General features: G+C 34.0%; 12 protein-coding genes. 4 read left to right on the plus strand and 8 right to left on the minus strand.

What is annotated here, in order from left to right; genetic code table 11:
• Positions 1-13: 13 nt before the first annotated feature.
• The 6 genes from I6760_RS03120 to I6760_RS03145 form a co-directional block, all read right to left on the minus strand.
• A complete protein-coding gene (locus I6760_RS03120; protein WP_196593042.1) occupies positions 14-1,510 on the minus strand; it encodes a UDP-glucose--hexose-1-phosphate uridylyltransferase in 1,497 nt (498 codons plus the stop codon).
• A 15-nt stretch (positions 1,511-1,525) separates the two neighbouring features.
• Positions 1,526-2,518: a UDP-glucose 4-epimerase GalE gene (gene galE / locus I6760_RS03125; protein ID WP_196593043.1), complete on the minus strand. Its 993-nt coding sequence runs from the start codon at positions 2,516-2,518 to the stop codon at positions 1,526-1,528.
• Positions 2,519-2,578: 60 nt separating this feature from the next.
• Positions 2,579-3,748, minus strand: a complete 1,170-nt coding sequence (locus I6760_RS03130; protein ID WP_196593044.1) for a galactokinase — start codon at positions 3,746-3,748, stop codon at positions 2,579-2,581.
• A gap of 86 nt (positions 3,749-3,834) precedes the next feature.
• Positions 3,835-4,440, minus strand: coding sequence for a cytidylate kinase-like family protein (locus I6760_RS03135; RefSeq protein ID WP_196593045.1), 606 nt, complete (start codon positions 4,438-4,440; stop codon positions 3,835-3,837).
• A 51-nt stretch (positions 4,441-4,491) separates the two neighbouring features.
• Positions 4,492-6,195 carry a solute:sodium symporter family transporter gene (locus tag I6760_RS03140; protein WP_196593046.1) on the minus strand — a complete coding sequence of 568 codons (1,704 nt, stop codon included), beginning with the start codon at positions 6,193-6,195 and terminating at the stop codon, positions 4,492-4,494.
• A 378-nt stretch (positions 6,196-6,573) separates the two neighbouring features.
• Complete coding sequence (locus I6760_RS03145) at positions 6,574-7,815, minus strand: ATP-binding protein (RefSeq protein ID WP_196593047.1); 1,242 nt, start codon at positions 7,813-7,815, stop codon at positions 6,574-6,576.
• 260 nt (positions 7,816-8,075) lie between these two features.
• Between I6760_RS03145 and I6760_RS03150 the strand changes: the two genes are divergently transcribed.
• The 3 genes from I6760_RS03150 (at position 8,076) to I6760_RS03160 (ending at position 11,014) form a co-directional block, all read left to right on the plus strand.
• The gene (locus tag I6760_RS03150) at positions 8,076-8,537 is read left to right on the plus strand and encodes an Hsp20/alpha crystallin family protein (protein ID WP_196593048.1); all 462 of its coding nucleotides are present in this window, start codon (positions 8,076-8,078) and stop codon (positions 8,535-8,537) included.
• 48 nt (positions 8,538-8,585) lie between these two features.
• Positions 8,586-9,050 carry an Hsp20/alpha crystallin family protein gene (locus I6760_RS03155; protein ID WP_196593049.1) on the plus strand — a complete coding sequence of 155 codons (465 nt, stop codon included), beginning with the start codon at positions 8,586-8,588 and terminating at the stop codon, positions 9,048-9,050.
• 173 nt (positions 9,051-9,223) lie between these two features.
• Positions 9,224-11,014, plus strand: a complete 1,791-nt coding sequence (locus tag I6760_RS03160) for a heme NO-binding domain-containing protein (protein ID WP_196593050.1) — start codon at positions 9,224-9,226, stop codon at positions 11,012-11,014.
• 90 nt (positions 11,015-11,104) lie between these two features.
• Here I6760_RS03160 and ftsZ read toward each other — a convergent pair whose 3' ends face one another.
• A complete protein-coding gene (gene ftsZ / locus I6760_RS03165; RefSeq protein ID WP_196593051.1) occupies positions 11,105-12,262 on the minus strand; it encodes a cell division protein FtsZ in 1,158 nt (385 codons plus the stop codon).
• Between the two features lie 153 nt (positions 12,263-12,415).
• The gene (nhaA, locus tag I6760_RS03170) at positions 12,416-13,606 is read right to left on the minus strand and encodes a Na+/H+ antiporter NhaA (RefSeq protein ID WP_196593052.1); all 1,191 of its coding nucleotides are present in this window, start codon (positions 13,604-13,606) and stop codon (positions 12,416-12,418) included.
• Between the two features lie 150 nt (positions 13,607-13,756).
• Between nhaA and I6760_RS03175 the strand changes: the two genes are divergently transcribed.
• Positions 13,757-14,887 (plus strand): N-acetylmuramoyl-L-alanine amidase, encoded by a 1,131-nt coding sequence (locus tag I6760_RS03175; protein ID WP_196593053.1) that lies wholly within the window; start codon positions 13,757-13,759, stop codon positions 14,885-14,887.
• Positions 14,888-14,992 lie beyond the last annotated feature (105 nt).

The raw sequence follows: 14,992 nt of genomic DNA on the forward strand, positions 1-14,992 counted from the left end.
CATCCTTAAAACATTATATTGTAGATATAAACTGATCAAATGCTGCCATACCCTTTTCATCGCGCTTATATACACCAGCATAAAGTAATACCTGTAAAAAAACTTTTCCTACCTCGTCATTGAGAATACCATTAATATCATTTTCATTAATATTAGAATATTTTGCTTTTATCTCTTTATACCATGGTGCATGTTTTTCTATGGCTTTATCATTACTTATGTCATTTTTACCTTCCAGCAGTGCCATTTTTAATTTGGCAAGTTCATTTTTTAATCTTGCCGGCAGAACAGCTAACCCCATTACTTCAATAAGACCAATATTTTCTTTTTTAATATGATACACTTCCTTATGAGGATGAAAAATCCCCAAAGGATAATCTTTTGTCGTACGATTATTGCGCAACACAAGATCCATTTCATATTTGTCATTTTTTTTACGGGCAATTGGTGTAATAGTATTATGGGGTATATTATTAGTATACGCTAAAATATCAACAGATGCATCCGAATATTTTTTCCATTTTTCCAAAATAACAGTAGACAGTTCCACTAAATCATTTTTTGATTCACCGCTAAGCCGTATTGTTGACATTGGCCATTTCACCCTGCCTACTGCTACTTGAGGAAATTTACTGATTGTATAATATTTCTCCACCGACGCCTTTGCCATCGCAAAATCATAACAGCCGCCCTGATAATGGTCATGCGATAAAATAGAACCACCAACAATTGGCAAATCGGCATTTGAACCGATAAAGTAATGCGGAAACTTACTGACAAAATCAAGCAGATTCACAAAAGTACTACGCGCGATTTTCATTGGAATATGTTCTTTGTTCAAAACAATACAATGTTCATTATAATAAGTATACGGCGAATACTGCAAAAACCATTGATGCCCGCTTAAATCAAGCGGAATAAGCCGATGTGTCTGACGGGCCGGATGGCTTATATTACCAGCAAACCCTTCATTTTCACGGCACAGCAGACATTTAGGATATGTCTGCTGCTTCATTGTTTTTGCTTTTATTATATCACGTGGATCCTTTTCTGGTTTAGATAAATTTATTGTTATATCCAAATCACCATACTGAGTGCCGGTTTTCCATATTATATTTTTTTTAATGCGCGCTCGCCGTATGTAATTTGAAGCAATACTAAGTTTATAAAAAAACTGTGTAGCTGCCTGCGGCGATTCACTATAACACTTTTTAAACCGGCTTATGACATCAGACGGGCGCATCATAGCACAGTTCATGATACGCGTATCAAATAAGTCTTTCTGTGCCGTAGTATCTTCAATTATATTATGCGCTGCTGCATATGATAGTATTTCACTTAAAATGGGGGAAACATCCGCTGTTTCTTCTTCTATTCGTTCCGGGACAAATTCCTCCAGCTTTAAAAGATCAAGCAATAAATTAGCTGAATAAACAACATCTTCTGCTTCGATAAGTCCATTTTGCAAAGCGAAATTTAGTAATCTGTTTATCTCATGATTTATTTTCATTGCTAAAGCCTCTTATCACAGTTTATTGAATCCTTTAGGATGACTTTTATGCCATGTCCATGCCGTCTTTATAATACTTTCCATATCAGTATAATGCGGTTTCCAGCCTAAAACTTTTTGTGCTTTTTCACTGGCCGCTACAAGCTGTGCCGGATCTCCCGGACGCCTTTTCCCTATTATTACTTTTATATCTTCTCCGGTAGCTTTTTTCGCAGCTTCGATCATTTCCCTTACAGAAAAACCATTGCCGCTGCCAAGATTAAAAATATCACTCTTATTATTTTCCCGCAGATAGTTAAGTGCTTTTATATGTGCATCTGCCAAATCAACAACATGTACATAATCTCTTATACATGTGCCATCTCTTGTCGGATAATCTTCCCCATAAATCGTTATAGCAGCCCGTTTTTTCAATGGGACCTGTAATATAATTGGGACTAAATGACTTTCAGGACTATGAGCTTCGCCAATATGTCCATCTTCAGCAGCACCAGCAACATTAAAATATCGCAAAGACACATACCGCACTTTATGAATCAAACTTACCCACTTCATCATTTTTTCCATCATCAATTTTGATTCACCATAGGGATTAGTCGGTTCTGTAGGATCTGTTTCTACAATAGGCACCTTTTGGGGTTCACCATATGTAGCAGCTGAAGAAGAAAATACTATTTTATCAACGTTATATTTTACCATTGCTTCAAGCAATACCTGCATTCCATACACATTATTATTCAAATACAACAAAGGTTTTTCCATACTTTCACCTACGAGTGAGCAGGCGGCAAAATGGATAACAGCTTCTATTTTATTTTCCGTGAAAACTTTATCCAAAGCTTTACTATCACGTATATCTGCCTGATAGAATTTCACATTTTCCGGAACAGCTTCTCTATGCCCTGTCCGCAAATTATCAATTACCACGGGAACTTCTTTTCTTTTTAAAAGTTCATCAACCATATGTGAACCTATATATCCAGCTCCGCCACATACTAATATTGCCATTAAAAATGACCTCTTTTCCAATTTATAAAAAACAGATACTATAAAATTATATCATATATATTACTTTATAACATGTGTTCCTTCACCTATATCTGCAACATAAAATTCAGGACTATAACCTATTTTAGCTATATAAATTTCTGCAACATTATGCTTAAATTCATCCAGGCAATCATTTTTTACAATGCTGACGGTACAGCCGCCAAACCCGCCACCAGTCATCCGGGAACCAAGCACACCTTTTTCTTTCCATGCTGCTTCAGCAAGCGTATCAAGCTCTTTTCCTGTAACTTCATAATCATCACGCAGTGATATATGTGATTCATTCATAAGCTGCCCAAATAATTGCATATTATTATTTTCAAGGGCTTCTACCGCTTTAATCGTACGTTGATTTTCCAGTACAGCATGACGTGCTCTTTTAGCACATACAGGATCCTTTATCGCTTTTTTTACAACAGCAAAATCACTTGCTGTTAATTCTCCCAGGCTATTTACTTTCCTGACAGTCTGAATATCTGCCAAAGCCTGTTCACACTGACTGCGGCGCATATTATATTCAGAATCGACCAGACTGTGTTTGCTATTAGTATTAGAAATAACAATACTATATCCTTCCAAAACCAACTTTACATAACGATATTTTAATGTATTGCAGTCAAGGAACATTGCATGATTTTTCTTTCCCATTCCTACAGCAAACTGATCCAATATCCCACAATTCATTCCCACAAATTGATTTTCTGCTTTCTGACACAATTTTACCATTTCTAATGTTGGTATAGCAAGTGAGAAAAGTGTCTTAAGTGTCATAGCAGTGAGCATTTCTATAGATGCTGATGAAGATAATCCTGCTCCATTAGGCAGATTACCATAAAAAGCAATATTAAAACCATGCGCAAATTCATAACCGCTGTCCTGGAATACCTTTATTACTCCCAAAGGATAATTTGCCCAATCATTACTTTTCTTACTAACAATATCGGTTAAATCTGTTTTGATAACACCTATATCGGGTAAATTAAGGGAATAGCAACAGACTTTATTATCTGTTCTTGCCGATACAGCCCCATATGTTCCTAATGAAATAGCACAAGGGAAAACATGTCCTCCATTATAATCAGTATGTTCTCCAATCAAATTAACCCGTCCCGGAGAAAAAAATAATTCTATTGCTTCTTCTTTGAATTGATCATAAAAACTTTTTTTTAATTTATCTATTATTTCCATTTCTTATTTCTCCTTGCATACATAATCATATCAAATATTTTAAATTATACTCAGGTGGGATTTTACTCTACCTGAGTATAATTTATTTATAATTTTTTTACATTTTCAATATATTTCATTATTATATTTACCGCTCCATCAGTGCCAATTTTTGAGGTATTTATCGACAAATCATAATTATCCCCACGGCCCCATGTGTGACCGGTAAAGCGATAGTAATATTCAGCCCGCTTCTTATCTTCGTTTTCAAGTTCTGCAAAAGTCTTTCCATTATATACTGTTTTGCCACGCTGCTGACGAAAATTCTTATCTGCACAAATAAAAAATGAATACTTATGTGGATAATTTTTTAATATAACATCAGCACTTCGTCCCAAAATAACACATGGTCCTTGTTTTACCAATTCATAAATAACCTTTACTTCTGCAAAAAACATATCTGTACTGCTAGGCATTATATTAGTTCCAAAAGGAACAAACGGGATAAACTCATACCCTGCATTTACATGATGTTCCAATGAATCTAAAAAACCTTTCGGTAAATCCTGCGCTCCTAACTTTTGTGCCGCTGTATTAATTATTTTTCTATCCAAAAGAGCAATATCAAGCTTATCAGCTAATTTTTGTGCTACTTCTCGGCCGCCTGATCCATACTGACGACTTATTGTAATGATAAGAGAATTTTTATCCATGACTTTTTCTCCCTTTCTTAGATACCAAATATATTATCCATTAAAATCATTTTAAGCATTCTTAGAATAAAATTTTTTCTTGCAAATAACACAACCAATTATGCAGAATACTGCCGATATACCGATATATATTAATGTGTGAACACCAAGACCTTGTGTACTTGCCAATCCCAATGGCGAAAAAATTATATACCAGAAGAAAACCAAAAATGTTACAAACCATGCTGCTTCATAACGATGACTCCATTCTTTTAACTCTACAACATTATATGTTTCCAGTACGAAATCTTCCTTACGCGGTTTTATTCTGCCAATGATGAGCATTATAGCACAGGTTATAATAAACAATATCAACAACTGATACAAAAATGACATTTCCGGCTGAATAATCAGCTGTAGTATACCATATACAACAATGAAAAACACCAAGCCAATTTTAGCAGCTACAGCAGGAACTCGTTTTGTAACATACCCCATAAAAATAATAGTAAATATAGGAACATTAAAAAAACCTGACAGAGTCTGGGTAAACTGGAATAAGCCAGCTGGTGCGTACATGATCATTGGTGAAATTATCATTGAAATAATCGCGATGAGTATACCAAATTTTTTACCAGCAGCAACTATCTGTTTGTCATTCTTTCCTTTTCCCCAACGCGGTTTATAAACATTTATAGCAAAAAGTGTCGCTGCACTATTCAATACACCATTATAAACACTCAAAATAGAACCAAACATCGCTGCGCTAAATAAACCAATAAGCCACGTTGGCAAAACCTGAAGAACCAATTTAGCATACATTGTATCTGCCGGTGAACCGTCATTACCAATCATTTGGAAAGCCATAATCCCTGGTAAAATAACTAATATAGGCGTAAACGTTTTCAACAATCCGCATAGCATAACACCTTTTTGGCTGTGTTCCAAACTTTTTGCCGCCAAAGCACGTTGAACAATAGACTGATCTGTTCCCCAATAGTAAAAGTTAACTAACAGCAAACCAATTATCGCGCCGTTGAAAGGAACTGCATCACCAACAGCGCCGATTGCATTGAATTTTTCTGGTGTTGCTGTTAAAAACTGCGCCAATCCAACTGAAAAATTGCCATTTCCCATATGGATAAGCGCAAAAATAGGTACTAATAAGCCACCAATGGCCAGAGCAATTCCATTAAATGTATCTGAAATAGCAACAGCCTTTAATCCCCCTAATATGGCATAGAAAAAACCTATAATACCAACGACCCATACTGTAAGCCATATCCCTTGAGCAAAAGTCAGTCCAAAAAGTTGTTGAACATTAAAGATTTGACTTAGCGCAATGGCACCTGCATATAACGTTGTAGGGATAATATTAATAATAAATAATATCATGAATAATATGGAAACTATGGATTTTGTTTGTTTATCATAACGATACTCCAAAAACTGTGGTATAGTAGTAAGCCCTTGTTTCAAATATCTTGGAACAAGCAGCAATGCTACTATCACCAAAACAAATCCAGATGTTACTTCATAGGCCATATTGCTCATATTCTGACTAAAAGCCTGCCCACTCATGCCGACAAACTGAGTAGGATTCATATTCGTCAGTAAAAGTGACATTCCTACTACACCCCAGGTAAGGCTGCGTCCCCCTAGAAAATAATTATCTTCCGACCCCGATGCACTCTGTCCCTTTTTCATTTTCCTATATGTATATATTCCTACTACTGCAATAGCCAAAACAAAGGTTATTATTGTTAAATACTGCATGACTAATCCTCCCATAATAATTTTGATAATAACTCTTCTGCCAATAACCAAAACAATTATAATATTTTATAACACCTTCTTTTTCATATTAGATAATATTTTTAAGATATTATCATTCTTGCAAATTTTCTATCTATTTTCTTGTAAACGTTTACTCATTATTTAAATTATAACCCAATAAACATAAAAAGTAAATAAATTTTTATATTAATCTTTGCATTGCACTAATTATATAATTTCTTATAATCTACATTACATTTGCTAAATTCAAAATGTAAGAATAGTTTATTGATAACCTGATTTTATAAAATTTTATTAACTAAAAAACATGGTACAGTATACTTGAGTAGATTTAATACACTGTACCACAATACTAACTTAATTATTTTTCTGGCCCAAGTACCAGTTAACAAACTGCTTTGCTGTACGTCCACTCCTACCTGAATGGAGCATTTCCCAGCGAATCCCTTCTAAGCGCAGTTCCTCTGCATCCATATGGATGCCTGCTTTTTGCAGATAATACTTAATAACTGACAAATATTGGTTCTGATCCGGTGTATCATAAGTAACAATAATACCAAATCTGTCAGCCAATGATATTGACTCATTTATGCTATCATTTTTATATAATTCTTCTTGAGTATCTTCTCTATCGTTCCATGTTTCTTTTATCATATGACGCCGATTGGAAGTAGCATATAAAATAACATTTTCCGGACATGATGCCGCCCCGCCTTCAATAATTGATTTAAGATATTTATATTCTGGTTCTGTTTCTCCAAATGAAAGATCATCCATAAATATAATAAATTTATATCCTGCCAAATTACGCAAATATTCCATAATTTCTTCCATACTTTGTATTTGGTTTTTCCTTATCTGTAATAACCGCAGCCCTTTTTTATAGTGCATATTAATTAGTGCCTTAACACTGGAAGACTTGCCTGTCCCTCTTGCCCCTGTCAATAATACATTATTTGCCGGCCTATTATTAATAAACGCTGCTGTATTATCGAGCAACAGCCGCTTTTGCTTTTCATATCCAATCAGATCTGCCATTTCTACTTTTTCAAAATAAGTAATTCCTTTAAGCTTACCACGGTTCCAATAAAAAGCCTTATAATTGGCCAATTTTCCTGAACCATATTTTTTATAATGATTTACCAATATCCTTGCTGCTTCATCTGCTGATTCTGCCTTCGCCATATTTTGCAATAACTCCATGTATGGCTCATCATTACACATATGCGAAGGTTCATATTCATTTATAATTTCTGCATAAGAATTGTTTCCTGACACTTTTATATTCAAATAAGGATATAATTTCTTCATGTCCAGCCTTAACATTTTTTCCAGTCCCTGACCTATATCACCACTACATTGGATTCTAGAAGCAATAGGATTATTTCCTTGTGCCAGTAAATATATTATATATGAAGATAATATATTCCCTGACAATCCTTTTTTTTCGGCTTTTTTTATTATTTTATAAAAAAATTTTCGCCAGTCCTTCGGTGAATTACTTTTATCCGCTATATTATATGCCCGTATTATAGAATTTTTCATAAGCTTACGAAAAACTATTAACGGTATTTTGCCTTTATTCATACTTTTATTCAATATACTATCTCCCAATGTTTATTATAAATAATTATCATAAATACACTTTTATATATAATAACAAAAAATTAATCTGATGCCAATGGATTAATATACGGTTTAGCTTAAAAAATTATTTTTTATAATAAACATTTTTTACCTTTTGATATATTGACTTTTTGACTTTTATGAGTATAATAGAATTTGTAAGGATAAATCAACAGATTGAGGATTCATCCTTACGAATAAAAAAATATATCTTATTCAAGGGGGTTTTCATTATGTTCGGTTTAGTTCCTTTTACTAAAAATAATATTACTAAAAAAGATGATGGTTTTGATCGCTTATTTGATATTTTTAATGAACCTTTTTTTAATTCTGCAATTGCCCCAATGCAATCGGCAATATCTGGATTTGCCTCTTTTAAAGTTGATGTAAAGGATCTCGGTAATGCTTACGAGTTGGCAGCCGAACTCCCTGGCATCAAAAAAGATGACATATCATTAAGTTATGAAAATGGATATCTCACAATTCAGGCTAATACTAACAGTAGTAAAGATGAAAAAGATGACAGTGGCAAATATATTCGCCGGGAACGCCGCAGTGGCAGCATGTCTCGTTCCTTTTATATTGATAACATTGATGACAGCAAAGCAAATGCCCAGTTTAAAGATGGCATTTTAACTATTAATCTACCTAAAGCAGCACCAAAAAATGATGCTAAACAAATTAGTATTGATTGATAGTGTTTATTAAATTAATTTATAAATAAGTTTGAAGGAGATCTTATTATGTTCGGTTTAGTTCCTTTTGTTAAAAACAATGTCATGGGTAAAGACAGTGAATTTGGTCGGTTATTTGATGTTTTTAATGAACCTTTTTTTGATTCAGCCATTGCTCCGCTGCGGACAGCAGCCTCTAACTTTGTTTCATTTAAAGTTAACGTAAAGGATATGGACGATGCATATGAATTAACCGCTGAACTACCTGGAATCAAAAAAGAAGATATAAAACTTAGCTATGACAATGGTTATCTTACAATTCAGGCCGTGACCAACAGTGGCCAGGATGAAAAAGACAATAACGATAAATACATCCGCCGGGAACGCTGCAGTGGCAGCATGTCACGTTCATTTTATATTGACAATATAGATGATACAAAAGCAAAAGCTCAATTTAAAGATGGTATTTTGACAATAATGCTGCCCAAAGCCACACCCAAAAGTACAGCTAAGCAAATTAATATTGAAAATTAATATTATTTGATTTACAGCAATAATATAGTTGCCTTGCATAGTAAATATACATTTTTGCTATGCAAGGCTTTTTTATTTAATATATATTCCTAATAAACAATAATATTATTTACTACATAAAAAAAACGTTATATAATATTATGTATATATAATAATTAAGAGGTGTATCGACAATGAAAGGTACAATAGTTGGCACATGGGTCCGCACTTGCAAAAAACTTTGGGGTAATGATCTGGTAAAAGAAGTTATGCAGGAAATTGGTCTTGAATCCAATCATATTTTTCTCCCAAGTGAAGATATAAATGATGCTACTGCCCAGTCACTGGGAAACATCATTGCAAAAAAATTAGGCAAATCATCTGCTGAGATTTGGCATGCTATAGGTAGAGATAACGCTGAAACATTTTTTGAATTTTATCCTGGTTTTTTCCAAAGGGAAAATCTACATGCTTTTTTAAGTTCACTTCATGACATTCATGTAGAAATAACCCGCCTAATCCCTGGAGCCAATCCTCCAGGCATAGAAATTAAAAACATTTCATCTGATGAATCATTATTTATATATCGTTCTAAAAGAAAAATGTTTAATTACTTCCGCGGTCTTTTAGATGGTGCAGCTGCCCATTACCATGAAAGTATTACTATAACTGTAGTTGAAAGTGGTAGTGATTTCCTGAAATTAAAATTAAAGTTTCCTTATCAGATAACCAATAAAAAATATTATCATATAAACAATATCATGAAATTTGTTCCTTCTCTAGCAATAAAAGCCGGTATAGTATCTGCTGTTTTATCGTTTATCATTGCTTTTATTACACAAATTATCGGTTTTTCCTTTCCTTTATGGATCCCTATATTATCTGGTATCATTACAGCTTTAACTACGAACTTACTTTTAAGGCCTTTCAGGGCCTTAGAAAATATACTCCATGATTTACAGGAACACAAATATGCTACTACTGTAGAAATAAAGTCCGGTGATATTTTTGAAAAAATCTCCCAGCAGATAGAAGACTATAAAATTAGCATACGTCGACGGTTTACAGGCATAAAAGGCCATGATGATGAACTAGCACGATATGGCAATGTATTTAATGATCTGGCTGATAATATGAGTTCAACATCTGATACAATTGCTGATGTTGTCAATGCCCGCGCTGAAGCTTCAATAAAAGCATCTGAAGAAGTTTCCCAGGCTGTAAATATTTTAAATGACAGTATATCAACACTGAAAAATGTCGTGGAAAAACAATCTGATAATAATTCACACCTGCAAACAGCTGTGGGTGAAATAGAAAACTGCTTTGGCAATGTACGTAGTTCCAGTGATAAAATCAACTCCAGTATGGCTAATTTTGCCAAGGTTAACGCATCAGTTGAAGGCCTGCGTAATCAAACAAAACGTATAACTGAAATAACAAATACAGTTGCAGCTATAGCAGGACAAACCAATTTATTAGCTTTGAATGCTGCTATTGAAGCAGCTCGAGCTGGTGAACATGGTAAAGGCTTTGCTATAGTTGCCGAAGAAGTAAGGAAACTAGCCGAACAATCGCAGGAACAATCCCAAATAATTTCCGATGATGTTTTATCAATAACTAAAACTATTGAGGAAGTAGTAGAACATGTTGATCTAGAATATGATATATTATCTAAAGAAAATACTAGTCTTGTAACTGCCGTAAATGAAAATGCCATATATCTAAAAAAAGCACGCAATGTATCTGATGCTATAGTAGAAATAATAAGACAACTGGAACAAGAAATGAGTGGCATGAACCAGGTATATCACAAAATAGAATCTATTGTCGATATTGCTCAAGAAAATTCTGCTTCCACTGAGGAAATAAATGCTTCTATCCATACATACAATGAACGTATCCAGAATCTTATGGATAAAATAGGTGAATTTAAAAAATTAGCCCAATATTTTGCTGATGATATTAGTATATTTAAAGTTTAATTTATACATAACAGGTTAATAAAATATTCTATATAAAAAACGTCTATTAATGTTATTTTTAACATTAATAGACGTTTTTTATTCAAACATTCATCTTTTATCTCTATCAGTTATGCGCCAATCTTTATTAATTTTATCTATATCAAAAGGCTTATGTTTATTGATAACTGGTTTAAATACAGGTGGTTTCGGTAAATTCCTCTTTTTCATAAACTCAGGTAAATTAAAACCATCTATATTATTTTTATGGTTTTCTATCTCATACTCTTTTTTCTTGTCTGGAACTTTATCATCCACAAAATCTGTCGCAATGACAGTTGCTCTGACCTTACCCTTTAATTTACTGTTGATAACTGTCCCTAATATGATATTAACATCAGGACTTGTATTTTCATAAATAAATTTTGTGGCTTCATTAACTTCGAACAAGCTTAAAGATGCATCACCTGTTATATTGAGAATTATCCCGCGTGCCCCTTTGACTGAACGTTCTATAAGAGGACTTTCTATCGCCATTTTTACAGCTTTTACCGCACCATCACTTTCACCTATTCCCAGCAGGGCTTCAGCATTACTATTCTGTCTGAAAATAGATTTAACATCGGCAAAATCGACATTTATTACCCCTACCGTCAAAATCAATTCTGAAACACAGCGAATCGCCTGTTTCAATACACTATCTGCCATATTAAAGGCATTTATAAGTGACATATGTTTATCAGTCTGCAACTGCAGAAGTTTATCATTTTCAATAACAATAAGGGCATCCAGAAATGGACGCATTTTTTCAACTCCAGCCATAGCAGTCCTTTTTTTACGCGAGCCTTCAAATGAAAATGGTATAGTAACAACACCTATTGCCAATATTCCCATTGAATGTGCTATTTCAGCAACTACAGGCATAGACCCTGTTCCTGTGCCACCACCCATTCCGGCGGTAATAAAAACCATATCAGCACCTGTTATGGCATTTTTTATTAGTGTTTCGTCATTTTTAGTTGCCTCTTCACCAATACTTACCTTTCCACCGCTACCCAAACCACGTGTAACATTTTCTCCTATGTGCAATATTTCTATTTTATCATCTACAAGGGTTTTCAATTGTTTTTTATCTGTATTTATGGCAATAAGTTCCATCCCTGAACTTCCCTCAGCAGCAATGCGCTTTATAACACTATTGCCACCGCCGCCTATTCCCACGACTTTTATATTAACAATTGCACTTTTTATATTGTGTTCCTTCTGCAAAAATACACCCCCTTTAATGTTATATATACATTTAATTACATATTATAACAATTTCTGGTAAAATTTACCTTTTAATTTCATAAACTACTATAATAAATTATTATATTTATATTCGTTATATAATAAAACAATCCTGCCCTTATTTATTTAAGATTATTCATATTTTATCATTTTAAAAATACACATTCCCACTATCCCTGATAAACATGAAGCCATAATAATACCTATCTTAGCAGAATTTATATACTCTGCTGTATTGGCAAAAGCTAACGAAGCTATGAATAACGACATTGTAAAACCTATACCCCCCAGTGCGCCTGCCCCTAAAAAATGTTTGTATGATGTTTTTTCCGGTAATTTTACAATTTTCATCTTAAATAACAAAAACGCCGTGCCAAAAATTCCTAATGGTTTGCCAACTACCAATCCTAATATTACACCAACAGATACTGGTGTTAATAATTCTTCCAGCCCAGAAAAATTAAGCTGGACACCTGCATTAGCCAAAGCAAAAACAGGCATTATAACCCATGATGACCATGGTTGAATCATATGCTCAAGTTTATGTAATAAAGATTTAGCAACATTCTGGCTTTTATCAGCTGGTATTATCATGCCTAAGGCAACACCGGCAATTGTCGGATGTACACCAGCTTTATAAAACGTAGTCCAAGCTGCTATACCTGCCAGTAAATATAATAATACATTTTTACTGCCAACCTTATTAAGTATAATTGCCATCATCAGAGCTGCAAGACCATATCCTAAATATAAAAAAGATACATCACTACTATAAAACAATGCTATCACAATTATTGCTCCCAAATCATCAACTATTGCCAATGCCGTTAAAAAAACTGCTATACTCCGCGGTGCCCGACTGCCTGCAATTGACAAAATCCCCAGAGAAAACGCTATGTCTGTAGCCATGGGAATACCCCAGCCATGTAAAGTGACCTGTCCCCAATTTACCAAGCTATATATAATAGCTGGCATAATCATGCCACCGATAGCCCCCATAACAGGTAAGATAGTAGCCGATAATGATTTTAATTCACCAAACAAAAATTCTCTTTTTATTTCTAAGCCTACCACGAAGAAAAAAACCGCCATTAATCCATCATTAATCCAATGTAAAATAGATAAATTAAATGAAGCAATAGTAAAATGCATATGTAAAATATATTTATATTTATCTGCAGCAATTGTGTTTGCGATTATCATAGCTAAAACGGCAAATAACAATAATACCAAGCCACTTGATGATTCATTTTTAAAAAACTTACTAAATGGTAGTGTTAAATTCTCTGCCCGTTTTCTCATATCACGTATTGTTCTCTTCATTTCTTCCTCCCTTATATTACTGTCTTTATTATATACATTGATAGTAGTATATGACAAGTATGTTAATTTTATTTTGTCTTTTTTACCGCTTTGTTGTACAATATTAAGTGATATAAGAAAATACTATTCACTGTAACAGGAGGGATCTTTTTGCCCAAATCATTGCAAATTTTTACTATAGCTATACTTTTACTAATTTTCGGCATATCTTCTTCTACTGTTGCTTTAGCCAATAAATCTTATGCTAAATCATCATTGGCAAAAATAAAAGATCTACGAATAAGCATAACTGACAATAAACTGCGCCTTGTTGCTGATGCTGATAAAGAAGTTGATTACAAATCATTTGGCTTGTCTGCTCCTGACAGAATTGTTATCGATTTACAGGGAGCTTATCTTACTCCATCAGTAAAAAAAGTTTATCCCGTAGCCAATAAAATTATTAAGGATATTCGCATTGCCCAATTTTCTCCCGACACAGTACGCATTGTCATAAAAACCTCACTGAAAAAAGATAACTATGATGTTTTTTCCTTAACGAGTGGAAATATTCCTTACCGAGTCGTGATGGATTTTGATAATAAAAAAACTGCTTCCATTAGACATACCACCAGTTCCAATAAACATATTGTTTCTTCCAATACAACACCGCTTGCAGTCACAACAAAAAATCATACAGATATTTTTAAAACTACTGGATTAAAGGGAAAGATTATCGCTATTGATCCCGGACACGGTGGTAATGATTCAGGTGCTATTGGTCCTTCCGGCGCCATGGAAAAAACTACAACATTGAGTATTGGATTAAAACTAAAAAAATTATTAGAAAATGCTGGCGCTGTAGTAGTAATGACAAGAACTACAGATACATCAGTCGCTGCTCCCACCGCTTCTGACGTGGAAGAATTGCAAAAACGCTGTGATGTCGCTGATAATGCCAATGCCGATATTTTTATAAGTATCCACAATGATTCCTTTACTGACAGCAGTACCAATGGAACGTCTTCATATTATTACGCCAAAGGTTCTGGGCTCAGTAAACAACTAGCTAACTATATCAGGCTGGGCGTTATAAATGCCATACATACCCCTGACCGTGGCACGCGCAGCTGCAATTTTTATGTTGTTAAACACACGAAAATGCCTGCATCATTAATAGAAGTCGCTTTTATTTCAAATCCCACGGAAGAAAAACTATTAACCTCTCAGTCTGGTGATGAAAAAATTGCTGAAGGTATATTCAGTGGAATCAGTAAGTTCTTTTCTCCTGCAACTTCATAAAAATTTATAATCGATTTTTCCCTTTATTTATAAAACATAAAAAACTGCCACTCAAATAACATCAATTAACATCAATCTCATAAAAATTGGACCACTATTACTGCA

The sequence above is a fragment of the Pectinatus sottacetonis genome (genome assembly GCF_015732155.1).
GTDB classification, from domain to species: Bacteria; Bacillota; Negativicutes; order Selenomonadales; family Selenomonadaceae; genus Pectinatus; species Pectinatus sottacetonis.

What these genes read in the sequence shown, in the direction of transcription:
- I6760_RS03120 (WP_196593042.1), bottom strand. Translation starts at nt 1,510, where the DNA reads ATGAAAATAAATCATGAGATAAACAGATTACTAAATTTCGCTTTGCAA.
- galE (WP_196593043.1), bottom strand. Translation starts at nt 2,518, where the DNA reads ATGGCAATATTAGTATGTGGCGGAGCTGGATATATAGGTTCACATATG.
- I6760_RS03130 (WP_196593044.1), bottom strand. Translation starts at nt 3,748, where the DNA reads ATGGAAATAATAGATAAATTAAAAAAAAGTTTTTATGATCAATTCAAA.
- I6760_RS03135 (WP_196593045.1), bottom strand. Translation starts at nt 4,440, where the DNA reads ATGGATAAAAATTCTCTTATCATTACAATAAGTCGTCAGTATGGATCA.
- I6760_RS03140 (WP_196593046.1), bottom strand. Translation starts at nt 6,195, where the DNA reads ATGCAGTATTTAACAATAATAACCTTTGTTTTGGCTATTGCAGTAGTA.
- I6760_RS03150 (WP_196593048.1), top strand. Translation starts at nt 8,076, where the DNA reads ATGTTCGGTTTAGTTCCTTTTACTAAAAATAATATTACTAAAAAAGAT.
- I6760_RS03155 (WP_196593049.1), top strand. Translation starts at nt 8,586, where the DNA reads ATGTTCGGTTTAGTTCCTTTTGTTAAAAACAATGTCATGGGTAAAGAC.
- I6760_RS03160 (WP_196593050.1), top strand. Translation starts at nt 9,224, where the DNA reads ATGAAAGGTACAATAGTTGGCACATGGGTCCGCACTTGCAAAAAACTT.
- nhaA (WP_196593052.1), bottom strand. Translation starts at nt 13,606, where the DNA reads ATGAAGAGAACAATACGTGATATGAGAAAACGGGCAGAGAATTTAACA.